Genomic DNA, 24054 nt, shown 5'->3' on the forward strand with positions numbered 1-24054 from the left:
GGCTAAAATGAAAAAATATAACCTAATTACCGCGACAATATTGGCCGCAGGCCTTGTAGGTTGTGGCGTGCAAAATACGCAAACCAGTGCAGTAGCAAAAACATCAGTGAGTGCGCCAGGCGCACCAGGCGAAGCCCCATTTTGGGCATACGCAGGCAAAACTGGGATAGGCACGTCTTTTGAGCAATACCAAAATGGCCATTACAGTGACGAAGCACCTACAGGTAAAGTGTCAAAAGTATGGTTTTCGATTGCCAAAGGGATGATCACCGAAACCATGTTCGGGCTTATTCATCAAGCGCAAATTAAAGACATGCAATTTGTTGTAGTCGGAAAAGATTTTACAGTCACCGAAGCTGACGATTTAGACGTTACCATTGATTACTTATACAAAGACGATAAAGGCCGCCCGTTATCATTAGCATACAAAGTAGTAAGCAAAGATAAGCAAGGTCGCTTTAGCCTCGAAAAACATATATTTACCGACCCAGACGGTCAAAGCTTATTTGTACGCAGTATTTTTAATACCCAGCTTGACGGTGTAAAAGCATATGTAACAGTTAACCCGTATATAAACAACAACGGCTTAGATGACTTTGCAAAAACCACCGAGCAAGGATTGGTAGCGTGGCAGGGCGATAATTACTTGTCATTGCAAGGTGCACAGCCATTTAAACAAACAAGTGTCGGTTTTACGGGCGTGAGTGATGGTTTAAGCCAGCTTAAAACAACTCAGCAGCTTACCCGAGTTTATAAAACTACCGGTGAACAATCGGGTAATGTTAGCCTACTTGCAGAGCTGGGTGAAATTGGTAAAAACAGCCAGTTCGATTTAACCCTAAGCTTTGGTAACAACCAGCAATCAAGCTTTAAACAAGGGCAAGCTACGCTAGCCAAAGGTTACCAAGCTGTGCTTGATAATTACAACGGTAAAGGCGAAGCGCTTGGTTGGCAAGACTACCTGCAAAGCCTTGCACCGCTAAACAACATGAGCGAACAAACCGCTGATAACGGCAAGTTACTTTACACCAGTGCTATGGTGTTAAAAGCGCAAGAAGACAAAACTCATGCTGGGGCACTTATTGCCTCTTTATCTAACCCATGGGGTGAAACCGTATCGTCGAAAACCGGCTCTACCGGTTACAAAGCGGTATGGGTGCGCGACTTTTATCAAGTTGCCATGGCATTTATGGCACTAGGCGATACCGCAACAGCCAAAACCGCATTTGAATACCTTGAAAAAGTACAAGTAAACAGCAAAACCCCGGGCAACAAAGGCGACACAGGGTGGTTTTTACAAAAAACACACGTAGATGGCGAACTTGAATGGGTAGGCGTACAGCTAGACCAAACCGCTATGCCTATTATGCTAGCGTGGAAGCTTCATCAGGCAGATGTGTTAAGTGATGCTGAGCTAACTGATTGGTATACCCGCATGTTAAAACCGGCCGCTGACTTTTTGGTAGACGGTGGGCGCGCTAAAATCCTATGGAACGACATGCAAATAACCCCACCTGCGACTCAACAAGAGCGTTGGGAAGAGCAAGAAGGGTATTCGCCATCAACCACCGCTGCTGTTATTGCCGGTTTAATTACCGCCGCTGATATTGCAAAAATGGCAGGTGATGAGGTAAATGCTAAACGCTACCTTGCAACAGCAAAAAGTTACAACGCCGATATAGAAAGCATGATGTTTACCACCGCAGGAAATTTAGAATCAAACGCATCAGACGGCGAGTATTTTATACGTATTGGTCAAGACAAAGACGCCAATTCAAATACTAAAATTAACGCCAATAATGGCCGTGAAGGGTTTAATAAAAAGCAAATTCTCGATGGTGGATTTTTAGAGCTCGTTCGCTATGGTGTACGTGATGCACTAGCGCCTAGCATAGTAAAAACACTCCCAGAATATGATGACGAAACCCTAACCGATAACCTACAAGTTAAATACAGCTTTGAGTTTATTGATGGCAGCGGCACATTTGCAGGATACCGCCGCTATGGTAACGACGGGTACGGTGAAGATGAAGTAACTGGCGCTAACTATGCGCAAGGTGGAAAAAATAGCCCAGGGCAACGTGGGCGAGTTTGGCCATTTTTTACCGGTGAACGTGGTCATTATGAAATTGCCGCCGCAAATGCTAATAATACCTTAGATGCAACAAAACAGCAGGCTATTAAAAATAGCTATGTAAAAGGGCTAGAGCAATTTGCTAACGAAGGTATGATGCTACCAGAACAAGTATGGGATGGCGTAGGCGTAAATAAAGCAGGATACACGTTAGGCGAGGGTACAAACTCGGCCACACCACTGGCGTGGACGCATGCTGAATACGTGAAGCTAGTGCGCTCACTAAGCGACAAACAAGTATGGGATCATTATCCGGTGGTAACTAAAGCACTAAAATAACCACAAACTATCCGCAGTTCAGGTTAATTAACATAGCCGTAGTAAAATACGGCTATGTTATTTATTATAATAATAACGAGGCTGAAATGAAAACATTTACCTTGAGCGCATTAGCATTAGCAATCATGCTAACAGGCTGCCAAAGCGCACCATCATTAAATAACAACACGAATAACACCGAGACATCGCAATTAAATACTAAACAACAAGTAAGCCCGTGGTGGGAAAGCGCCATTTTTTACCAAATTTGGCCACGCAGCTTTTACGATAGCGATGCTGATGGTCATGGCGACTTTAACGGTATGACCCAAAAGCTCCCGTATTTACAAGAGCTCGGCGTAAATGCACTGTGGTTAACCCCCATGTTTGAAGCACCGTCGTATCATGGCTATGATTTTACTGAATTTTACCAAGTAGAAAACGACTACGGCAGCATGGCCGAGTTTGAAGCCTTTATAAAAGCCGCTGATGATAAAGGCATGAAAGTCATACTTGATTTAGTTATAAACCATATATCAAGTAACCATGAATGGTTTCAGCGTTCAGCAAAACAACAAGCCCCTTATGCTGATTACTTTATTTGGCGCGACGATATGCCAAAAGCCGGAAGTGGCTGGGGCCACGCATGGAGTAATAACGACCAACCCGATGCAGTATGGCATTGGAATGAAACACGCCAGCAGTATTACTATGGTGCGTTTGGAGCAAGCCAACCTGACTTGAATTTACGCCACCCAGATGTTGTTGCCGAAATGGAAAAAATGGCTAAGTTTTGGCTTGATAAAGGCGTTGCAGGGTTTAGATTAGACGCAGTTCGTTTTGCAATGGAAGGTGGCGCAGATGCGCAAGCCGATATCGACGAAACCATTGCATATTGGCAGCACTTTAACCAATACGTAAAAAGCGTTGATCCAGAGGCATATTTAGTGGGTGAAGCTTGGGCAGACATTCCCGTTGCAGCAAAATACTTTGGCGAAGGTAAAGGCCTCGATCAAGGCTTTGATTTTGAAGTGGGCTATAAAATACTGGGCTTATTAAAACCCGATGTCAGTGGTGAAGCGCAATTTGGCACCATGCAATCTAATCAAAAAATCAACGCAGTTGATGCCAATGTGCTCAAACAAAATTTACAGCAGCGTATTGATTCAACTGCGCCGCTTGATTTTTTTGCACCGTTTTTAACTAATCACGACCAAGAACGTATCGCTTATCAACTTGCAGAGCACGACGATAAAGCAAAACTTGCTGCCGCCATGTTATTTAGCTCTCCTGGTACGCCGTATATTTATTACGGTGAAGAGATAGGCTTAACACAAGGTGGCACAGGTCACGATGTGTATAAACGTGCGCCTATGCAATGGGACAACAGCAATCAAGCCGGTTTTACCAAAGCTAAAACGAGCTGGGTTGAACAAAGTGAATTATTTGGTAAAGACTTTACAAGCTGGTGGCCTGAATTTTTAGCCGAGCAGCTTAGCGCAGGTGATCGCAATGTTAAAGTACAGCAAGCACAATCTGACTCACTGTGGCGTTTATATCAGCACTTAATCGTACTAAAAAAACAGCGCCCAGAGCTGGGTATTAAAGGCAGTTATGAATTAACGCAACACGACAACGGCCTAGTTGAAATAACCCGCGAGTTAAACGGCAGTAAAAGTATGTTTATTCTTAATTTAACCGCTAACCCGCAAAGCATCAGCGGTATAAAACGTCAGGGGTTAACGCCTAGCTGGCAACACGACCTCAATGACGAGCAACTCGCAGCTTATGGTTTGTTGTTACTGAATAACACACTGTAAATAAAGTACATAAAAGGGGCTAATATACATTAGCCCCTTTTGGTAAAAGTGCTATTATTGCATTCCCCCCAAGTTATACCCCATTTTAATGAATCATAAGTCGCTTAACTTCTTCTGGCGTCATGGCACTTATCATGAAAATGAATATAAGATGCAATCCACCTCAGGTAGGTGCCCACGGTACGTAATGAATACTGATGTACCAACATATATCCAGCAATGTAATTTAAAAATGGGGAACGCGTTTTCATATCATCATCAATGCTTAAGGCTGTATAAATATATAGATTAGTTGTTTCCTTCTATATTCAAGAAAATGAGCGACGAGCGCATTTTCATCTTTCATATTATATTTAGTAGCAAGAAATAATTATAGCTAGCAATGAGTTAAGTTATTTGTTAAAAAAGTAATTAATAAATATATTAGCGTGACGTTGGCAGAAATGTACGCGACGAGCGCACTATAAAATTGTTAGGTGTTTCTAAGGTTTGGAGTTCAAATGGGATTTAAGTTTTGGTTCGTTAGAGCATTAAAAGTATTTCTTGGAGTAGCAGCCTTACTTTTTATAGTTGAGTTGCTTAAACAGCACTCAGTTCAAGAAGCATTAACTTTTGCTTGTACTTGGTCATTGATTACAACAGCAGTGTTTATATGTTCAAGACTATATCAATCACGTAAAGGTGTAGAGTGTGCTTTGTGCAATGATATTCCAGACAAAAGTGATAAAAACACCTAACAAGAATTTAAAGCGGGACTGCTAACAGTTTGCTCGGTTTCGCAACGCTACACATTTTAGCAAACAATTAACAGCCCCTTAAATGGGCGTTATGTTACTAGATAAGGATATTTATGAAATTAAGCATCGGAGCTTTATTAACACTCTTTCTAATCTCAGGCTGTACAAGTACATCAATTAAGCCGTTGAAATGGGAATACAAAACTATAAATGTAAATCCATTTAAAAATGGGCTTATTGGTAGAGAGCTAAGAGAAATCGAAAAGGAATATTCTAATACGCAAAAAGAGCTTCTTTCAAAATATGGTGAAGATGGCTGGGAATTGGTTCATATTGAGGGTAAAAACTATATTTTTAAAAGGCCAGTTCAGGTTAATTAAGTAACATAACAAGTGACTATGGTGTCAATTCCTAATTTTAAACCATTTTAGGATCCCACATGGCACCATCCCTCACCATAGAATTTATGATGACTACCAGCTTTCGTATGCACGCAATAATGGCTACCTTTTTAGGCTTTCCTGCTTTAAACATGCGTTGATAAAGGTCTTTAAATTTAGAGTTGCACTGAATGGCTGACATCATCGCCATGTACATGGCAGTTCTTATTTTAGGTCGGCCGCCACGTATCATTCGCTTACCTTGATAGACGCCACTTTCACGATTAAATGGGGCTACACCCACTAAAGAAACGGCCTCTTTGTTGTTCACATAACCTAACTCAGGCATATCACTAAGCAAGTTAAATGCGACCACATTGCCAACACCTGGCACACTTTGGATAATGGCATTTTTTGCTTTGTATTCGTCTCATTCTTCAATCAATTTTTGAAGTTTTAAATCGACTTTATCTATTTGGTTTTTCAGTGCAGTTAAGATAGGTTTTATGAGTGACGATAGTGTTTTTGGCATTATTTGAGAGCGATTTTTCTCCATCGTTTGCATATTCATTAACTGACGTCTTCTCGAGAGTAAATCGCTCATCAAGCGCATTTGCTCTGGCTTTAAAGATGATAAAGGCGGTTTAATCGCTTCACCAAAGTGAGCAATAAGTTGTGCATCAAGTTTATCCGTTTTTGCTTTTTGGCCGATAGCGCCTGCGAAGCGTTTTATGTTCACGGGATTAGCAATAACGAATGGAATATTCGCCTCAGCGCAGGCTATGATAAAAGGCTGTTCAAGACGTCCACTTGCCTCAATAGTAACGCGTGTTACTGGGTGTTTTTTTAAGATTTGAATGGCGTGTTTAATGCCACTTTGATTATTTTCTACAGTAAAGTAAATGTCTAAAGGCCTGATATAAATATCGAGTTGTGTTTTACCTGTATCGACACCGACGTTAATTTCATTTTGATTATTTATTTTATTCATAATAAGCTGACTCTGCCTTGCTATTCGGGCTCGAGGCCCCGTTGACTATCCGAGTTTAATGCTTGGAGTTTATACAGCGTTCTAACTTGTTACCGGTCTCTCAATAGAGGAGCCTACGCTCAATCGAACTACTGTATAAAAGGCTTTGGTTGCAGCCAAAGCTTGGGCCTCACATTACCCGAACTAGGTTAAAGTATTAATTAATTTATGGGTTTATTATCCATACAAGTCGTTAAAGCAGGACACTGCTCCTCACCCGTTTTAGTGAACAACTCCACATAACATTAAGGAGTAACACAGCCTAATAGGCCCTTAAACATAGCGAGTTGATTTTAGTTTAAAATAAACTCTTGACATAGTATGTCGTGGTGGTTACTTTTAATACATAATATTAAAAGGAAAACTAAAATGGAAATTTGGAATTTATTTACAGATTTTATCGTGCAATCAATCACCTTTTTTACCCAAGAGGTGGGCGTAAGCCAAGCGGCTGCTATTATTTTGTTTACCGTTATTGGACGATTAGTCTTAATGCCGATTAACCTTGTCGCTATGGCTAATATGGTTAGAAACAAAAAAGCAATTGCCGCACTAAAACCTGAGCTAGATAGCATAAAAAACAAATATAAAGATCAACCCAGTCAAATAGCCCAATCGACAATGGCACTGTATAAAAAGCACAACATTAAGTTTATCGATAAAAAAAGTGTGATTAATATGGCAAGCCAAGGGGTATTTGGCCTTGGAACTTTTCAGGCTCTGCAACAAATTGTATTTACTAGTAAGTTTGCCTGGATTGCCAATATTGCAAAGCCTGATATTGCGCTTTCCTTATTAGTGGGGGCTATTACATATTTATCTATGATGATGATGCCTGGTAGCGCAGAGCAAACCAGCACTTTATTGTTCCTAATTCCCGCAATTATTTGTGTGGTTACTCTCGTTAATTTTCCTTCTGCAATTGGCTTATACTGGGCTACATCAAGTAGTACTAGCTTGTTGCAGTCATTATTAGTAAATAAGTATTTTAAAAACCATCAGCCGCAGCATGCTTTGTAAAAGTCGCTAAACAAAGGAATGGCAATAATGAATATGTATTATCAGCCCACAGCCGAACTAATGGCTTCTGCACAGTTAACCTATACCAATATGCGTAGATATTATGAGCATTATGGTGTTGATTGGCAGCAACTTAAAATATGTGAGCAAATTTCAGACCTTGAAAATTGGGATGTTTTGTTAAATGGCGATGTAGTGGGTGCAATGCGCTTGGCTTTCGATGATGAGGGTTGCTATATACGTGACTTACAAGTAGATGCTGCGTTTCAAAATATGGGTATTGGTGCAGCAGCAATTAGTGAGTGTTCTCGTTTAGCTGTGCACAGAGGTGCTATGCAACTTAGGCTTCGCGTTTTTAAAATAAGCCCTGCGCACAAGCTTTACACACGTTCAGGTTTTAGCATAGATAAAGAAGACGACAGGTTTTATTATATGTCTAAAAGCTTAGTTTAATGAGCGTGACTTTTATTTTAAAAATTAATGTTGCTCAGTCACTGTAGATTAATATTCGCTCATTCAAACTGCTATCCCGACAATTTAATAAAATAGTTATGGATAGATTATGCGCTTTTTTACAAACAAAACAGCCACATTGAGTGTTTGCTTTTTATTGCTTGGCACGGGTTTTATGCTGATAGAGCACAGTCTGTATCAATATGTTGATCATAATGGTGTTCTACATGAAAGCTTGTTTATGCCCTTGAGCATACTGTGTTTTGCTTTGGGGTTATTTTTTGTGGCCAGTTTATTAGCCCGAAAAGTATTCGGGCTCTTTAAAAGCGCTAGTGGAGGTGGGCATTAACCGCTACTGTTATTGCTCATTATTTAAGTTAGCGGGCTCTAATAAGTTAAATGTCGGTAAGCGCCATTTAAAGCGTACCGATGCCATTCGAATTAAATAGCCTACTACTAAACTTGCAACCACGCTGATATTGTCGTCAATGTTGTAGTGATGGAGTGCTAAGTATAAACACGCGACTATTAGCGCTACACTTGCGTAAAGTTCATGGTGTAATACCAGTGGTGCTTGGCGACAAATTAAATCACGCAATAATCCACCAAATACGCCGGTAACTATAGCAGCGACCACACAAATACCATAGTGCAAACCCATATTAAGCCCAACTTGGCAGCCAATAATACTAAATGCGGCAAGCCCTAAGGCATCTAAACGCATAAATATGCCTTTAAATTTAACCACCCATTTTGCTAGCCAAGTTGTAACAATACCCGCCACGCAAGTGATCAGTAAATATTCAGGATGCTTTACCCACGTTAACGGGTAATTGCCCAGTAAAATATCGCGTACGCTGCCACCCCCAATGGCTGTGGCACTGGCTACTAGCATAACCCCAAACCAATCCATGTTTCTGCGCCCAGCGCTGAGTGCACCGGTCATGGCTTCTGCTGTAATTCCGATGATGTAAACAATAGTAAGTAGCATGAAATAGTCACTTAAACTTTTAAGAGCAAAAATTAAAGTGCGATTGTAGAGATAAAATAGTGCATTGACGAGTGAAAAATCACATTAAAAACAGCCACTTTCGGATTAAAAAAACTAATGTTATAGCAAGGTGTGAATAGGCTGTTAATCTAAAGAACACTTTTGGTTTGCTGGTAAAAACAGCAAGGACAAATGACCGTAATTAAGCCAATAAAGCCCAAATAAATATAAGGGTAAGAGGAGGGGGATTTGGCTACTTTTTAAAGGGTGGCCTCACGCAATGAGTTAACTTGAGCCACGCGCAATTAAACGCGGTGGCAGCAGGGTACTTTGTACTTGCTCACCACGAATTAATTTAAGTAAGTTTTCAACTAACATTTGCCCCGCTATAGTGGTGTTTTGCTCTATGGTTGTGAGCGGAGGATTAATGTAACTGGCAATAGAAATATTATCAAAGCCGATTACGGCTACATCTTTTGGCACGTTAATATTAGCTTCTTTAAGCGCGCGTATTGCGCCTATGGCAATCAAATCGCTGGCAGCAAAAAGTGCATTAAAAGTAATGTTATTAGCAATTAAAGAGCGAGTAGCATGGTAGCCAGATTCTTCGGTAGAAATTGCATTGGCAATTTTACGATCATTTAAGGTGACACCGTTTTGCTGTAGTTCGTCTTTAAAGCCATTAAAACGGGCAAAAAACTCAGGGCTGTGATCAGAGGCATCGCCAATAAATGCACAATCAGTTCGGTTATGCGCAAGTAAATGCTCAGCGGCAAGTTTACCACCGCCATAATTATCGCAACTTATAGTTAAATCAGGGCGGTTATCAACGCTTGCTCCCCAGCAAACAAATTTAGTGTTTTGTTCAAGCAAGGTATTAAATTTTGGTTGAAAATCAATGTAGTCGCCATAGCCTAATAAGATTATTCCATCTGCTCGATGGCTGTCTTCGTAGTCTGCTTGCCAATCAGCGCTGGCTGATTGAAATGAAACAAGTAAATCGTAACCCTCTTTTGCGCAGGCACGAGTAATACTCCCCAGCATGGCTAAAAAAAACGGATTGATTTGTGATTCATCTGAGGTTGGGTCTTCGAACAACAGCAATGCTAGGGTACTGCTTTGTTGAGTGCGAAGGTTACTGGCGTTTTTGTCTACTTTGTAATTAAGTTTTTTAGCAATATCGTGAACACGTCTTCGTGTTTCGTCATTTACCAATGGACTATTTCGTAAAGCACGGGAAACTGTAGATTGAGACACCCCAGCATAGTGGGCTATATCAAACGAGGTGGCTTTACCTTTCATCACGATTACTTACTTAAGAGGACAATAAGGGGATATTCTCGTTTATTAGTGATTTTTTTCAAGCTTATTTGTCAATAAAGGCATTTTTTTATTGATTTTTTCATGACACCGGTGTCACAATGAGGGCGTTTTATCATTTTGTTGTCAAAACGTATTAGCTACCTTTATTATTAAAGGTAGCATTTTTTACAGTGATAGCTGCTTTGAGGTGATAGCTCAAAGTAAATAAGTATCAATGATACCCCATTAAAATAATAAGTACTCATTACTTAAACAAAAGAGATAACACTATGGGTTTACACTCTAGCACACACTTTGATCCTATTCTGGTTGCTGATATTGGCGGCACAAATGCTCGTTTTGCGTTGATCACTGGGTTCGACGAATCAAGTAATCAATTTACCATTGAGCATAATCATACTTTTCCCAGTGCTAACTATGGATCGCTCGAAAGTGCTACCGAGTACTACTTATCAACAGTGTCTCATATAACCCCTAAACGCGCATGCCTTGCAGTAGCAGGCCCTATAAATGCAGGGCAAGTTCATTTAACTAATTTAGGTTGGCACTTTAGCGTTAATGATTTTAAACACCACTTTGACCTTGCTCAATTAAGCGTTATAAATGACTTTGCTGCTTTTGCCTACGCAGCACCGTATTTAGACCCTTCACAAAATGTCACTGTTAAACCTGGTCAAGCGGATGAGTCTGCCAATATAGGTGTAATGGGCCCAGGCACTGGTTTTGGTGCAGCGTGCTTAGTTAGAACGGCACATTCGTGCGCGGTAATGAGTTCAGAAGGCGGGCATATTTCGTTAGCAGCCGTTAATCAACTCGACGCTCAACTTATTCAAGAACTCAAAAAAGATCACCCTCATGTATCGGTAGAAACGGTATTTTCGGGCCCTGGCATTGCTCATTTGTATAAAGCCATGGCTGCGGTTAAAGGGGTGGCGGCAAAAAATTTAGATGCCGCACAAATTAGCAACTTAGCCAATAGCGGTGAATGTGAAGTGTGTGATGCAACGCTTAATCAATTTTGTGACTGGATTGGCAGTGTTGCGGGCGATTTAGCATTGGCCTACGGCGCCTTAGGCGGCCTTTATATTGGCGGTGGAATTTTACCACGCATGCAAGCTCGTTTACTTGAAAGTCGTTTTATTGAGCGCTTTTCGCAAAAAGGTATTATGTCGCAGTACACAGGTCAAATTCCGGTGACGTTAGTAACACAAGACAACATCCCATTAATTGGAGCTGCCGCGTGTTTGCATACGAGTCAACAGGATTAATCGCTTTGCATAGGTTTGGAAATAAATAGATGAAAAAAGTCACTATAAACAGCGTTGCCAGTCATGCAGGTGTTTCTAAAAAAACCGTATCGCGAGTACTCAACAATGAGCCTAATGTCAGTGCAGCTACACGCGAAAAAGTGTTAGCCGTATTTAAAGAGCTAGATTACACCCCAAACCCAATTGCACGCGGCCTTGCACAAAATCGCAGCTTTATCATTGGTTGCATTTACGATAACCCTAGTAAAAGTTATATCACCCGTGTGCAAACAGGCGCACTGGCTGCCTGCCAAGAGAACAACTATAACTTGCTTATTCATCCTTGTGAGCTCAGGGGCGATGCACTCATTAACAATATTGAGCAGTTATTGCAGTCATCACGCCTTGACGGTTTAGTATTAACCCCGCCATTTTGTGATTTTGGCGAGTTGGTAGATTTTTTAAAGTCGAAAAAAATCCCTTATGCTCGAGTCGCTTCTGCAATTTTAGATGATGATTCTATTTCTGTGACCAGCAATGACGAGCAGGGGGCGTTTGAAATTACCGAGCATTTAATAAACCTAGGACATACGTCTATCGCGTTTATTAAAGGTCACCCAGATCACAGTGCCACTGAGCAGCGTTTTAAAGGTTACAGGCGCGCATTAACAACTCATGGCATTGAATTTAACGAACGCTTAGTTGAAGAGGGTAACTTTAGTTACCATTCAGGGGTAGACAGTGCGCGTAGTATTTTAGATTTATCGCCACGTCCTACTGCTGTATTTGCATCAAACGACTACATGGCAGCGGCAGTGCTCAAATTAGCCACGCAGCGTAACTTACGTGTACCTGATGATATTTCTATCGCTGGGTTTGATAATGCACCAATAGCGCGCCACATTTGGCCTGGGCTGACCACCATAGCGCAACCTGTAGAAGAAATGACAAAACAAGCCGTTACGCAATTGATCACCCATATTATTGAGCCGCAAGAGTCGCCATATAAAGTGATTTTAGAAGCAAAATTAATCACGCGAGAGTCAACTGCAGCCGTAAAATAAAACCCTTTTTTCACAGTAGCCCGAGTATGAGTGACGCTTACTCGGGCTTTTTTTTGTCTGTACTTTTAATTTTCATTATTTGCTTGCTGGTATTTCACTAAAAATTCACGTTTATTTATTGTACATGTTAAAAAAATTGGCTATTTTTATGACTCAGGGTTGACACCGGTGTCAATGTCATGCGTTAATACCCTGACACCGGTGTCAGGGTTGTTGTGAGAGGCTCCCTGGTAGCGTACCTTTGAACGGGTAAGTCAAAGATGCTCAGTACAGTTATTTTCGTGGAGTCTATAATTGTTACTGAGCCTTTATCCTCTAACGAATAGAGATGAGTAAAATTATGTTGCACCCTCGAATTCAAGAAGTCACAGATCGCGTTATTGAGCGCAGTAAACAAACCCGTCAAGCCTATTTAGATCGTATTTCGCACGCAAAAAAACAAACAAGAGTTCGTGCTGGATTAGGCTGTGGCAATATTGCTCATGTAATGGCTGCGTGTAGCAGCGATGACAAAGCGCGTTTAAAAGCAGACGAGGTGCCAAACCTTGCAATTATCAATTCATATAACGACATGTTATCTGCACATGTGCCTTATAAAGAATACCCCGATTTAATTAAAAGCATTGCCACTAAATTTGACGCCACCGCGCAAGTTGCTGGCGGTGTACCTGCGATGTGTGATGGCGTTACGCAAGGGCGTGATGGCATGGAGCTATCGCTTTTTTCTCGTGACGTTATTGCTATGTCTACTGCGGTTTCGTTATCGCATGACGTGTTTGATGGTGTGTTTTGTTTAGGCGTATGTGACAAAATTGTCCCAGGCCTATTAATTGGTGCTTTATCATTTGGTCACTTACCTGTGTATTTTTTACCAGCAGGGCCTATGCAATCAGGTATACCAAACAAAGACAAAGCACGTGTTCGTCAAAAGTTTGCACAAGGACTGGTATCTCGTGAAGAGCTACTAGAAGCTGAAAGCGCTTCTTATCACAGTGCGGGTACCTGTACGTTTTATGGCACTGCAAATTCAAATCAAATGCTGATGGAAATAATGGGCTTACACTTACCAGGTAGCTCGTTTATAAACCCATACACAGAACTGCGTGATGGCTTAACCGGTAATGCGGTTGAAACCATGCTTAAGCAGCTTACTGAAAACAAAGATGGCCCGTGTTTAGCGGATGTGATCAGCGAAAAAACCATTATTAACGGCTTAGTTGGCTTGTTATCAACAGGTGGCTCAACAAATCATGCAATCCATATTGTGGCGATTGCTAAAGCGGCCGGTATTCAAGTTACATGGAAAGACATGTCTGATTTATCAGCGGTTGTTCCATTACTGACGCGTATTTACCCTAATGGCTCTGCAGATGTTAATCACTTTCAAGCAGCCGGCGGAATGGGCTTCTTAATGCGTGAATTAGCAGGTGCTGGTTACCTTCATACAGACGTAACCACTATTTTAGGCGAAGGCCTTGCACCTTACATGTGTGAGCCACTACTCGATAAAGACGACAACTTAATTATGAGTGATGCGAATGGCCCAAGTAAAGTTAAATGGGTCGCGTGTCCAGAAAACTCACATGATGAAGAAGTACTTCGCCCAGTAAGTAACCCATTTAGTAAGCAAGGTGGTTTACAGCTACTAACGGGTAACTTAGGTAAAGCGGTTATTAAAGTTTCTGCGGTTGCAGAGTCTCATCAAGTGGTGTCGGCACCGGCTAAAGTATTTAGCTCACAAGGTGAGTTACAAGATGCCTACAGCCGTGGCGAACTTAACCAAGATTTTATTGCTGTACTTAAAGAGCAAGGGCCAAAAGCCAAAGGCATGCCTGAGCTTCATAAGCTCACACCAGTAATGGCAACATTACAAGATCAGGGCTATAAAGTGGCTATTGTTACCGACGGTCGTATGTCGGGCGCATCAGGCAAAGTACCAGCGGCAATCCATTTAGCACCTGAAGCGGTTGAAGGTGGGATTATTGCTAAAATTCATGAAGGCGATATTGTTACTCTAGATGCGCCAAATGGTATTTTAAAACTGCATGTTAGCGATGAAGAGCTTGCTAAACGAGAGCCGCAAATTAGCCAAGCAAGCCAAACGTTTGGTACAGGTCGTGAATTATTTACTGGATTTAGAAACATAGTAAGCAGTGCCGATTTAGGTGCAAGTGCTTTTGGACTTGAATAATAATTAGCCATATTGGGTAATGAGGAACAAGTAATGAGTATTGAAAAAATCTTAGCATCGGCACCGGTAGTGCCAGTGGTGGTAATCGAAAAATTAGAAGATGCAGCACCACTTGCAAGAGCGTTATATAACGGTGGCCTAAAAGCACTTGAAATTACACTGCGTACACCCATTGCAGCTGAGGCTGTAAAACTAATGAAAGCAGAAGTGCCCGAAGCTTATGTTGGTACAGGTACTGTGGTTGATAAAGCAAGCTTTAACGCATCAGTAGAGGCGGGTGCTGACTTTATGGTAAGCCCAGGTGTTAGCGATGAGTTATTAGCGCTGGCAAAAGAGTCTACTATTCCATTTTTACCCGGTGCAGCGACCCCAAGCGAAGTGATGAACTTAGCTGCTCATGGTTTTAAGTTCTTAAAGTTTTTTCCTGCAGAAGCTGCAGGCGGTGCTGCCATGCTTAAATCTATTGGCGGCCCATTACCTGATATTACTTTTTGTCCAACCGGTGGCATTAGTTTAGCAACCGCACCTGATTACTTAGCACTTAACAATGTTATTTGTGTAGGTGGTACCTGGATGTTAGATAAGCAACTTATTGAAAATAAAGACTGGCAAGCTATTGAAACGCTTGCTCGCCAAGCATGTGAAGTTAATAGGAGTCAAAAATGATTAATGTAGCAATTAATGGCTACGGCCGAATTGGTCGTAATGTATTACGTGCACTGTATGAATCAGCGCAAAATAATGAAATTAAAATTGTGGCTATTAACGATTTAGCCCCAGCCAATGTAAATGCTCATCTGACTCAGTTTGACTCAGTACATGGTCGTTTTTCACAGCAAGTAACGCTTAAAGACAACACCATGTTAATTGGCGATGATGTGATCACCTTAACGCAAGAACGCGATCCTGCTAATTTACCGTGGAAAGCGTTAAACGTTGACATAGTACTTGAATGTACAGGGTTATTTACGTCACGCGAAGCGGCTAATAAGCATATTGAAGCCGGTGCTAAAAAAGTAGTGGTATCGGCACCTGGTACAGATATGGATGCTACCGTAGTGCACGGTGTAAATAGCGATGTAATTAATGCCGATAGCAATATCATCTCAAACGCGTCGTGTACAACTAACTGTTTAGCGCCAGTAGCCAAAGCAATAAACGATACGGTAGGGATTGAACAAGGTAGCATGACTACTATTCATGCTTATACCAACGATCAGAACTTATCTGACGTATACCACCCAGATTTATACCGCGCGCGTAGTGCGACTCAATCTATGATCCCAACTAAAACGGGCGCTGCAAAAGCGGTTGGTTTAGTACTGCCTGAACTTGCCGGTAAACTAGATGGCATGGCGGTACGTGTACCTACAATTAATGTGTCGTTAGTTGATTTAACGTTTATTGCTAAACGTGACACAAGCATTGAAGAAATTAACCAAGTGGTTAAAGCAGCCTCGGAAGGGCCAATGAAAGGTATTTTAGAGTACAACGAGCTGCCGCTTGTTTCTATCGACTTTAACCATAACCCAGCTTCATCTATTTTTGATGCAACGCAAACGCGTGCTGATGGTAAATTAGTTAAAGTAATGGCGTGGTACGACAACGAATGGGGTTTCTCAAACCGCATGTTAGATCAAGTTAAAGCGCTGGGTGCCTATTTATAAATTTTCCGTGTAGTTAATTTAGCTTTATCCAGCCAAGCCACGCATTGCGTGGCTTTTTTTGTGTTTTAGTTAGCCCAAAATTTGCTAGAATATGCGCACTAGAATAGGGACTGCATATTATATTAAGGAAAATAATGCTAAAACACGTCACTAAAAAAATATTTCGCACCAGTCACCTGCAAATTGGTGAGGGTAATATCAGCGGTTACATTGCTTGCTTTTTGGCGATATTAAGTTGCTTGGGAGTGCTTGCATTCCACTTCCCTGAATATTTAACGACTCCAGAATTGCGTAAAAGTTATAGCGTCGAGTTTTTACGTCAACTTATGTTTGTTGCCCTTATTATTTCAGGAAGCCTGGGTTTACTTAATTTTGTACGAAATACCAATAAGCGCTTGGGGGCGACTGCGTGGTTTTTTATTGTACTAGCAATTGGCTTTGGCGGCCCGAATGTTGAAGTGAATGACTTTGCCGATAACACCCCATATATTGGCTTAGACTGGTTTATATTAGACTTATTAGGCTCAACCTTAATTTTTATTTTAATTGAAAAACTGCTTCCGCATCGAAAAGAGCAAAAAATACTGCGTAGTGAATGGCGCGGGGATTTAAACCATTTCTTTGTCAATCATCTAATAGTGGGCTTTGTATTACTGGTTACTAATCATTTTGTTCATTATGGTTTTGGTTGGGCGGTGTCGAGCACATTACAAGGTTACATAGCGCAAATGCCGTTTATACTGCAGCTATTTTTAATTATTTTGGTGGCTGATTTAATGCAGTATTGGACACATCGTGCGTATCACGAAGTCCCCTTTTTATGGCGATTTCATGGTGTGCACCACAGTGCCAAAGAAATGGACTGGTTAGCAGGCTCTCGTCAGCATATTTTAGAAATACTGGTTACCCGTAGTTTAGTGTTAACGCCTATATTTGTGCTGGGTTTTTCACAGCAAATTATTAGTTTGTACGTGATTATTGTAGGCTTTCAAGCGGTATTTAATCACGCCAACGTAAATGTAAAATTTGGGTGGTTAAAGTATTTTATAGTTACACCGCAGTTTCATCATTGGCATCACGCATCCGATAAAGCCGCAATTGATAGAAATTATGCAGCCCATTTTTCGTTTTTAGATTACTTGTTTGGCTCTGCAGTAAAAGGGCAAGCAGAGTGGCCTAAAGAATATGGGGTTGTGGGTGATTACATGCCTGTAGGTATGCTAAAGCAACAAATTTACCCGTTTAAAAAACAAAAATAGTGTTCAATTTTAGCTTGTGGCCATAATATTAATGGCCGCATAACCACTATAAAAAGTCAGCTAATGCGCTAAGTGTTGGCCGCTGTGTGATATTTTCGCTCATGCATTGCTGCGCAATATGTTTTAAGTGCATGACTTCAGCGTTTTGCTCTTGGCAGGTTGTGAGTAAATCCTCGATTAAACACCCTAAAGCACGCACTTCTATTAACTGCATTTGTTGACGTTGATAGTCACTGAGCATAGTAAGATCAGTGGCCGCGCCAAAATCCCCAAACAGCACACGCGCGTGCGGGTCAACCATGGTATTGTGCGCATATATATCACCATGGCTTATATTGTGCTGGTGCAAGTGGGCCACAGTGCTAACCATTTGCTGCGCTATGGCATAAATTGCGTGGGTAGAGTAGTGGCAATCGCTTTCAAATGTATCTCTAGTACAGGTATCAAGGCTGGGCGGTAAGCCTAGATTTGTATAGCTTGTATCAATTAACTCCATCACTAAACCAAGCTGTTGCTGTTGTTCAATGTAAGCCAGTACTTTAATTAAGTTTGGATGCTCAAGCGCTTGCAAGCAACAATTAACTTCATCCAGCGGGTAACCATCGCTTGTAATAGTCCCTTTAAATAACTTAACAGCAACCGGCTCTTTATTCGTTGAATAAGCAAGATGGATAATCCCTGATGCGCCTTGGCCTATTACTTTACTGAGCGAGTAATCTGCCAGTGGTTTATTGGCTAAATTTGATTGGGTAAGGCACTGTGATTTATTAAAGCAATTACCTGCAAATGCAAGCCAAGTCAGTTTTGGTAGTTCAAATAGCCAATCATCAATTTGAGTTAACTGATTTGCAGAGAGCCTAACTAGTTCTAGGTTATGGCAGTTTGCCATGCTTATTGGTAGCTCACTGAGCTGATTACCTGCCAATGCCAGCTTTTTAAGCGCAGTGTATTGGCCAAATGTTGCAGGCAGCTTAGCTATTTTATTATCTGTAAGAATAAGCCATTCAATCGTTTTAGGTAGGCAGTGATCTGCAAATTCAGTGATGTGATTACCTTTAAATGCAACCATTGTCAGAGCAGGGCACTTAGCGAGTATTTTAGGTATATGTTTAAACTGATTAAACGATAAAAACAGTCGTTTTAATTTTGTTAGGCAGGCAAATTCATCAGGTAAATCAGATAAATTGTTATTAGATAAATCCAAGACTTCAAGGGTATCCGCGAGGGTAAAAATTTCCTCTGGAAAGTGGCTTAGCGCTTCAACTAATTGTAGGTGTTTTGCACCAAGTAATTGGCCGCTGCGAAGTTGTGAAAGGGTATTCAAAATTAATAATCCATTTTAAAATCAATAAAAAGGCCAACTAAGTTGGCCTTTAAACACGATTAAGCTTTAACGTTTAAAATTGTGCGTTGTGGTACACGTTTTGTACGTCGTCACAATCTTCAAGCATGGCTAAAAAGCGTTCCATCACTTCTACATCTTCGCCTTCAATAGGGGCTTCTACTTGGGGTACAAAGGCAATTAAGTCTTCGTCAAATTCTGTCACACCCATTTCTTCAAGTGCGGTACGCGTATTGTTGTATTCAGTGTGTGGAGCAAATACCGTCACTTTACCATTTTCTACTTCTACATCGGTTACATCAACGTCAGCCATCATTAGCGCTTCAAGTACGGTTTCATCGTCGTCACCGTCAAATACAAAAATAGCAAGGTGATCAAATAAGTGTGATACCGAGTTTTGTGCGCCAATTTTAGCGTTTGCTTTAGTAAAACACACACGTACATCAGCAAAGGTACGTTTGTTGTTGTCGGTTAAACAGTCAACAATAATCATGCAATTACCTGGGCCGTAACCTTCGTAGCGCGTAGCTGCATAGTCTTCACCGCCGCCGCCTTTGGCTTTATCAATGGCGCGTTCAATTACGTGAGCCGGTACTTGGTCTTTTTTAGCGCGTTCAATTAAACGACGCAGTGCTAGGTTACCGTCTGGATCAACACCGCCGTTTTTTGCACAAATATAAATTTCTTTACCGTATTTTGAATAAACTTTAGTTTTAGCACCCGCAGTTTTAGCCATTGAATCTTTTTTGTTTTGGTAAGCTCTTCCCATCTGCGTTTCGCCTTAATATGTATAAATAATTGAAAAAATTTGCAAGCCCATATTCTAAAGGTAAATGCCGGGCAGGGCTAGTAAGTATTGAGATTGATTACTAAGTAACGGGGGGAACAGTTATTATGAATGGAAAATAAAACAACCCGCCGAAGCGGGTTGTTTATTCGTTACAAATGATGAACGTTTGTCAGGGGATTACCAAATACGAACACGTTCGTCTTCTGGTAAGTACAACTCATCACCTGGTTTTACATCAAATGCTTTGTACCATGCGTCGTGGTTACGAGGAGCTTGTGCTCTAAAGCGACCTGGCGCATGCGTACCGCCACGTAATTGATTTAACATGCTTTGCTCAGTACGTTTTTCTTTCCATACCTGTGCCCACGCTAAGAAGAAACGTTGATCGCCGGTTACACCATCAATCACAGGGGCTTCTTTACCATTTAGGCTTAGTTTGTAGGCATGATAAGCCATGGCTAAACCACCTACATCACCAATATTTTCACCTAAGCTGTTGCGGCCATTTACAAAGTTACCTGGAATTGGCTCATATTTGCTGTACTGAGCCGCCAGTTTGTCGGCTTTAGCATCAAAAGCAGCACGGTCTTCGTCAGTCCACCAGTTACGTTGTATGCCGTTAGCATCTGATTTTGACCCTTGGTCATCAAAGCCATGGCCCATTTCGTGGCCAATCACGGCACCAATACCACCGTAGTTTACCGCAGGATCTGCATTTGGATCGAAAAACGGCGGTTGTAAAATAGCGGCAGGGAATACAATTTCATTAAATGAGCTATTGTAATAAGCATTTACACGTTGTGGTGTCATACCCCAGCGATTGCGGTCGGTTTTCTTAAGCTCTTTTTCAACGCTATCGGCTTGGAAAAACTCACGCATATTTTTTACATTAGCCATTAAATCATTTTTGCTAATGCTTAAGCCTTCGTAAGATTGCCATTCATCTGGGTAACCAATTTTTGGCACAAACGCCGCTAATTTTGCACGCGCATTCACTTTTGTTTCTGCGCCCATCCAATCTAGGTTATCAATACGCTCGCCAAGGGCTGTGCGTAAGTTTTCAACCAGCTCAGACATTTGTTGCTTTGATGACTCAGGGAAATAACGTTCTACATAAATTTTACCAATCGCAAAGCCTAGTGAACTAGTGCCTGACATTTGGCTGATCGCACGTTTCCAGCGCGGACGAGGCTCCTGCTGACCATTTAACTCTTTACCAAAGAAAGCAAAGCTGGTGTTAAATATGTCTTCTGACAACAGCCCAGCGTTACCATTAATTGCATGATATGTTAGGTAGTCTTTCCATACGCTTATATCTTCGTTGTTGATTAAATCAATCATGGCCTTTACAGGTTCAGGCTGTGACACGTTTAGCTGCGGTACTTTGTAACCTGTTTGCGCAAAGTATAAATCCCAATTAAATCCAGGGTACTGAGTACTTAACTCGTCGCGTTTTATTTGGTTTAACGTTATGTCACGATTACGGCGTTTTTCACGTGGCCAATGACCTTCTGCAATTTTTGTCTCTAGCGCTAAAATTGCTTGTGCACGTTCAGTGGTATTTTCAACACCAGCAAATTTAAGCATGTCCTCAATATGTGCAACATACGCTTCACGAGTTTTGACAAAACGCTCTGCATCTTCAAGGTAATATGAACGATCAGGTAAGCCTAAACCACCAGCACCTAACGACATTTCGTATTTATTAGGATCTAAGCGGTTAAACCACATACCACCACCAATTGGGGCGCTAACACCAGTGAGCCATGAATTACCAAAGATTTTTGCTAAGTCATCAGTTGAGTCGACAGCGTTAATATCGTTAAGCAATGGCTTAATGGGAGTCACACCGAGCTTATTTAGCGTGTCGGTATCCATGTACGAATTATAAAAATCAGCAACTAGTTGCTCTTCTGCATTTAAATTTTCACGTGCTGCAATATCTTCAATAATTTCTTTTACACGCTCTTCACTGCGTTCAGCTAACGCAGAAAACGCACCATAGCGTGTTTTATCTGCTGGCATTTCGTAGTTGTCGTACCATGAACCGCTGGCATACATAAAAAAGTCATCGCCTGGTTTTACAGCTTCATTGCGGGCAGTTAAATCAACCCCAAAAGTGCCTAATTCAGCTTGCTCAGTTGCTTGTGGTTTTTCAGCGACTGCTGCGACTTGCTCAGTTTTTGTAGTTTGTGGCTCTGAACAGCCGGTAATAAATGTAGCGGCGAGTGCCGCTGCAATTAAACTTTTTTTCATTACTTTCCCCTATGAATTCACGTTATTTAATTCGTTATATTTTTGTTATAAAAATAGCTATTTGATTGTATTGATAACTTCACTTCAAACAAACCTTTTGAGGTGAATAACCGTACCGGTCGATAAGATGAATAAAATACTATCAAAATAGCAAAAAAACACTCAACTACTTAAATCGTTCTTGAGCGGCTTAGTTTATTGCGCCTTTGACTGCTTTTGCTGTAATGCCCACATACGGGCATATTCACCGTTTTGATTTAGTAGTTCTTGGTGTTTGCCTTGTTCAATAATTTCACCAGCTTTTAAAACAATAATTGAGTCTGCGTCGGTTATGGTCGAAAGTCGGTGCGCAATAACAATACTGGTGTGATCATTTGCCACTTCACGCATTGCTTTTAAAATAGCTTGCTCTGCATGAGAGTCGAGCGCAGAGGTTGCTTCATCAAAGATTAAGATGGGTGATTGCTTTAAAATAGCACGGGCAATGGCAATCCGTTGTTTTTCACCCCCTGAGACTTTTAACCCACGCTCACCCACGAGGGTTTTATCGCCTTTGTCTAAGCTATTTATAAAGTCGGTTAAGTGCGCCATGTTAATTGCTTTATTTATTTCATCTTCAGTTGCTGAGGGTCTGCCATAGGCAATATTCTCACGGATGGTGCTATTAAACAGCACAGTATCTTGGGGGACTATCGCAATGGCTTTACGCAAGCTTGCAAGAGTAACTGTATTAATTGCTTGTTTATCTATGCTAATAGTGCCTGATGACAGCTCATAAAAGCGATACAGTAATCGGGCTAATGAGCTTTTTCCTGCACCACTTGCACCCACAATCGCGACTTTTGAGCCGGCAGTAACATTAAAGCTAATGCTTTTTAAAATAGGCCTTTTACTGTCGTAGTGAAAGCTTACTTTATCAAAGCTAATTTCACCTTGTTTAATGACCAATTCTTTAGCCTCATGAGCATCCGCCACTTTAGGTTGTGTATTAAGCAGGCCGAGCATGTTTTCAAGGTCGGTGAGGGCACGGCGTATTTCGCGATACACAAACCCTAAAAAGTTGAGCGGTAAAAAGAGTTGAATCATATACGCATTGATCATCACCAGTTCACCAATCGTTAACTCGCCCGTGACAACTTCGCTTGCGCCAAGCCACATTAATGCGGTTATTGCACAGGCAATTATGAGTGCTTGCCCTGAATTTAGCGCCAGTAACGAGAGTCTGTTTTTTAATCGTGCTTGTTCCCAGGTTGCTAAAAACGTATCGTAAGTTTTAGCTTCATACTCTTCGTTATTAAAGTATTTAACGGTTTCGTAATTTAATAAGCTGTCGATGGCGCGTGTGTTACTTTGGTTGTCGGCAGCATTTGACTCGCGAATAAAGCGGTTTCGCCATTGGGTAACTGCCACGGTAAAAAAGATATAAATAGCCACAGCAAGTAGGGTGATCAGCGCAAACCAAATAGAAAATAAGGTGCCAAAAATAATCGCCACGGTCATTATTTCAAACAACGTGGGCACAATATTAAACATTAAAAAGCGCATTAAAAAGCTCAAACCACTGGTGCCGCGCTCTATGTCTCGACTTATACCGCCAGTTTGTCTGTCTAAATGAAAGGCTAAATCTAACGAATGCAAATGTTTAAATACTTTAAGGCCAATATCACGCATGGCATGCTCGGTGACTCGAGAAAATACAGCATCGCGTACTTCACCTAAAAACACGCTGGCAAATCGCAGTGCGCCGTACATAACGAGTAATAAGGTTGGGACGAGCAGTAGCGGGTTAATTGATTTATCAACCGCATCAATTATTTCTTTTAAAGCCCATGGCATGAGCAATGTCGCGCCTTTAGCACCGACTAGCGCTAATATGGCAATCAGCACACGACCTTTAAATTTAGTGATATAAGGCCAAAGAGTTTGAATGCTTTGTTTTAAATTCATAGCGTCGGGGCGTTTTACTGAACTTTGTCTGGAGCGCATCGAGGATCTCAGTATTGTTTTTATATAAATGAAATAGCTTAATGTTGGCTATTGTATTTTAATTAGCTGCCCTTATATACTAGCTATCCTTTATTTTAGTTTTAAA

At 41.2% G+C, this 24054-nt stretch carries 19 protein-coding genes and 1 pseudogene; 13 read left to right on the forward strand and 7 right to left on the reverse strand.

Annotated features, from left to right (window positions below; genetic code table 11):
- The first annotated feature begins 7 nt into the window (after positions 1-7).
- The 4 genes from AAGD16_RS06930 (at position 8) to AAGD16_RS06945 (ending at position 5329) form a co-directional block, all read left to right on the forward strand.
- A complete protein-coding gene (locus tag AAGD16_RS06930; protein WP_377114537.1) occupies positions 8-2413 on the forward strand; it encodes a glycoside hydrolase family 15 protein in 2406 nt (801 codons plus the stop codon).
- An 86-nt stretch (positions 2414-2499) separates the two neighbouring features.
- Complete coding sequence (locus tag AAGD16_RS06935; RefSeq protein ID WP_377114540.1) at positions 2500-4212, forward strand: alpha-amylase family glycosyl hydrolase; 1713 nt, start codon at positions 2500-2502, stop codon at positions 4210-4212.
- Positions 4213-4712: 500 nt separating this feature from the next.
- A complete protein-coding gene (locus AAGD16_RS06940; protein WP_064663742.1) occupies positions 4713-4949 on the forward strand; it encodes a hypothetical protein in 237 nt (78 codons plus the stop codon).
- A 113-nt stretch (positions 4950-5062) separates the two neighbouring features.
- A complete protein-coding gene (locus AAGD16_RS06945) occupies positions 5063-5329 on the forward strand; it encodes a DUF4177 domain-containing protein (protein WP_013464815.1) in 267 nt (88 codons plus the stop codon).
- A 37-nt stretch (positions 5330-5366) separates the two neighbouring features.
- Here AAGD16_RS06945 and AAGD16_RS06950 read toward each other — a convergent pair.
- Positions 5367-6320, reverse strand: a pseudogene (locus AAGD16_RS06950) (IS110 family transposase).
- A 408-nt stretch (positions 6321-6728) separates the two neighbouring features.
- Here AAGD16_RS06950 and AAGD16_RS06955 point away from each other — a divergent pair.
- The 3 genes from AAGD16_RS06955 (at position 6729) to AAGD16_RS06965 (ending at position 8181) form a co-directional block, all read left to right on the forward strand.
- Positions 6729-7379: a membrane protein insertase YidC gene (locus AAGD16_RS06955; protein ID WP_290190593.1), complete on the forward strand. Its 651-nt coding sequence runs from the start codon at positions 6729-6731 to the stop codon at positions 7377-7379.
- Between the two features lie 27 nt (positions 7380-7406).
- On the forward strand, positions 7407-7832 hold the full coding sequence (locus AAGD16_RS06960) for an N-acetyltransferase (RefSeq protein ID WP_064663743.1): 426 nt from the start codon (positions 7407-7409) through the stop codon (positions 7830-7832).
- A 175-nt stretch (positions 7833-8007) separates the two neighbouring features.
- On the forward strand, positions 8008-8181 hold the full coding sequence (locus tag AAGD16_RS06965; protein WP_231485836.1) for a DUF3955 domain-containing protein: 174 nt from the start codon (positions 8008-8010) through the stop codon (positions 8179-8181).
- Between the two features lie 9 nt (positions 8182-8190).
- Here the strand turns inward: AAGD16_RS06965 and AAGD16_RS06970 are convergent, their stop codons facing one another.
- The gene (locus tag AAGD16_RS06970; RefSeq protein WP_064663745.1) at positions 8191-8823 is read right to left on the reverse strand and encodes a trimeric intracellular cation channel family protein; all 633 of its coding nucleotides are present in this window, start codon (positions 8821-8823) and stop codon (positions 8191-8193) included.
- Positions 8824-9108: 285 nt separating this feature from the next.
- Entirely contained in the window at positions 9109-10125 is a 1017-nt protein-coding gene (locus AAGD16_RS06975; protein WP_013464820.1) for a LacI family DNA-binding transcriptional regulator, read from the reverse strand.
- A 290-nt stretch (positions 10126-10415) separates the two neighbouring features.
- Between AAGD16_RS06975 and glk the strand changes: the two genes are divergently transcribed.
- From glk to AAGD16_RS07005, 6 genes are all read left to right on the forward strand, one after another.
- Positions 10416-11414, forward strand: a complete 999-nt coding sequence (gene glk / locus AAGD16_RS06980; protein WP_377114546.1) for a glucokinase — start codon at positions 10416-10418, stop codon at positions 11412-11414.
- Positions 11415-11443: 29 nt separating this feature from the next.
- Complete coding sequence (locus tag AAGD16_RS06985; RefSeq protein ID WP_008110549.1) at positions 11444-12457, forward strand: LacI family DNA-binding transcriptional regulator; 1014 nt, start codon at positions 11444-11446, stop codon at positions 12455-12457.
- A gap of 340 nt (positions 12458-12797) precedes the next feature.
- The gene (gene edd / locus AAGD16_RS06990; RefSeq protein ID WP_064663751.1) at positions 12798-14648 is read left to right on the forward strand and encodes a phosphogluconate dehydratase; all 1851 of its coding nucleotides are present in this window, start codon (positions 12798-12800) and stop codon (positions 14646-14648) included.
- Between the two features lie 33 nt (positions 14649-14681).
- Entirely contained in the window at positions 14682-15314 is a 633-nt protein-coding gene (gene eda, locus AAGD16_RS06995) for a bifunctional 4-hydroxy-2-oxoglutarate aldolase/2-dehydro-3-deoxy-phosphogluconate aldolase (protein ID WP_013464823.1), read from the forward strand.
- The gene (gene gap, locus AAGD16_RS07000) at positions 15311-16315 is read left to right on the forward strand and encodes a type I glyceraldehyde-3-phosphate dehydrogenase (RefSeq protein WP_013464824.1); all 1005 of its coding nucleotides are present in this window, start codon (positions 15311-15313) and stop codon (positions 16313-16315) included. The genes eda and gap overlap by 4 nt, the downstream gene beginning before the upstream one ends.
- A gap of 134 nt (positions 16316-16449) precedes the next feature.
- Positions 16450-17574: a sterol desaturase family protein gene (locus AAGD16_RS07005; RefSeq protein WP_013464825.1), complete on the forward strand. Its 1125-nt coding sequence runs from the start codon at positions 16450-16452 to the stop codon at positions 17572-17574.
- Between the two features lie 46 nt (positions 17575-17620).
- On the opposite strand, the gene AAGD16_RS07010 is transcribed toward AAGD16_RS07005, so the two are convergent.
- The 4 genes from AAGD16_RS07010 to AAGD16_RS07025 form a co-directional block, all read right to left on the reverse strand.
- The gene (locus tag AAGD16_RS07010) at positions 17621-18898 is read right to left on the reverse strand and encodes a protein kinase (protein WP_013464826.1); all 1278 of its coding nucleotides are present in this window, start codon (positions 18896-18898) and stop codon (positions 17621-17623) included.
- Between the two features lie 73 nt (positions 18899-18971).
- Complete coding sequence (locus tag AAGD16_RS07015) at positions 18972-19685, reverse strand: YebC/PmpR family DNA-binding transcriptional regulator (protein WP_013464827.1); 714 nt, start codon at positions 19683-19685, stop codon at positions 18972-18974.
- Positions 19686-19883: 198 nt separating this feature from the next.
- On the reverse strand, positions 19884-21962 hold the full coding sequence (locus tag AAGD16_RS07020) for a M13 family metallopeptidase (RefSeq protein ID WP_377114552.1): 2079 nt from the start codon (positions 21960-21962) through the stop codon (positions 19884-19886).
- Positions 21963-22157: 195 nt separating this feature from the next.
- Positions 22158-23948, reverse strand: coding sequence for an ABC transporter ATP-binding protein/permease (locus tag AAGD16_RS07025; RefSeq protein ID WP_197487261.1), 1791 nt, complete (start codon positions 23946-23948; stop codon positions 22158-22160).
- Positions 23949-24054: the final 106 nt, after the last annotated feature.

It is taken from the genome of Pseudoalteromonas sp. M58, from assembly GCF_042604605.1.
Taxonomy (GTDB): Bacteria; Pseudomonadota; Gammaproteobacteria; order Enterobacterales; family Alteromonadaceae; genus Pseudoalteromonas; species Pseudoalteromonas tetraodonis.

Coding starts and splice junctions, on each gene's coding strand:
- AAGD16_RS06945 (WP_013464815.1), top strand. CDS start 5,063: ATGAAATTAAGCATCGGAGCTTTATTAACACTCTTTCTAATCTCAGGC.
- edd (WP_064663751.1), top strand. CDS start 12,798: ATGTTGCACCCTCGAATTCAAGAAGTCACAGATCGCGTTATTGAGCGC.
- glk (WP_377114546.1), top strand. CDS start 10,416: ATGGGTTTACACTCTAGCACACACTTTGATCCTATTCTGGTTGCTGAT.
- AAGD16_RS07025 (WP_197487261.1), bottom strand. CDS start 23,948: ATGCGCTCCAGACAAAGTTCAGTAAAACGCCCCGACGCTATGAATTTA.
- AAGD16_RS06955 (WP_290190593.1), top strand. CDS start 6,729: ATGGAAATTTGGAATTTATTTACAGATTTTATCGTGCAATCAATCACC.
- AAGD16_RS06965 (WP_231485836.1), top strand. CDS start 8,008: ATGCTGATAGAGCACAGTCTGTATCAATATGTTGATCATAATGGTGTT.
- AAGD16_RS06960 (WP_064663743.1), top strand. CDS start 7,407: ATGAATATGTATTATCAGCCCACAGCCGAACTAATGGCTTCTGCACAG.
- AAGD16_RS07015 (WP_013464827.1), bottom strand. CDS start 19,685: ATGGGAAGAGCTTACCAAAACAAAAAAGATTCAATGGCTAAAACTGCG.
- AAGD16_RS07005 (WP_013464825.1), top strand. CDS start 16,450: ATGCTAAAACACGTCACTAAAAAAATATTTCGCACCAGTCACCTGCAA.
- AAGD16_RS06985 (WP_008110549.1), top strand. CDS start 11,444: ATGAAAAAAGTCACTATAAACAGCGTTGCCAGTCATGCAGGTGTTTCT.
- eda (WP_013464823.1), top strand. CDS start 14,682: ATGAGTATTGAAAAAATCTTAGCATCGGCACCGGTAGTGCCAGTGGTG.
- AAGD16_RS06940 (WP_064663742.1), top strand. CDS start 4,713: ATGGGATTTAAGTTTTGGTTCGTTAGAGCATTAAAAGTATTTCTTGGA.
- AAGD16_RS06930 (WP_377114537.1), top strand. CDS start 8: ATGAAAAAATATAACCTAATTACCGCGACAATATTGGCCGCAGGCCTT.
- AAGD16_RS06935 (WP_377114540.1), top strand. CDS start 2,500: ATGAAAACATTTACCTTGAGCGCATTAGCATTAGCAATCATGCTAACA.
- AAGD16_RS06970 (WP_064663745.1), bottom strand. CDS start 8,823: ATGCTACTTACTATTGTTTACATCATCGGAATTACAGCAGAAGCCATG.
- AAGD16_RS06975 (WP_013464820.1), bottom strand. CDS start 10,125: ATGAAAGGTAAAGCCACCTCGTTTGATATAGCCCACTATGCTGGGGTG.
- gap (WP_013464824.1), top strand. CDS start 15,311: ATGATTAATGTAGCAATTAATGGCTACGGCCGAATTGGTCGTAATGTA.
- AAGD16_RS07020 (WP_377114552.1), bottom strand. CDS start 21,962: ATGAAAAAAAGTTTAATTGCAGCGGCACTCGCCGCTACATTTATTACC.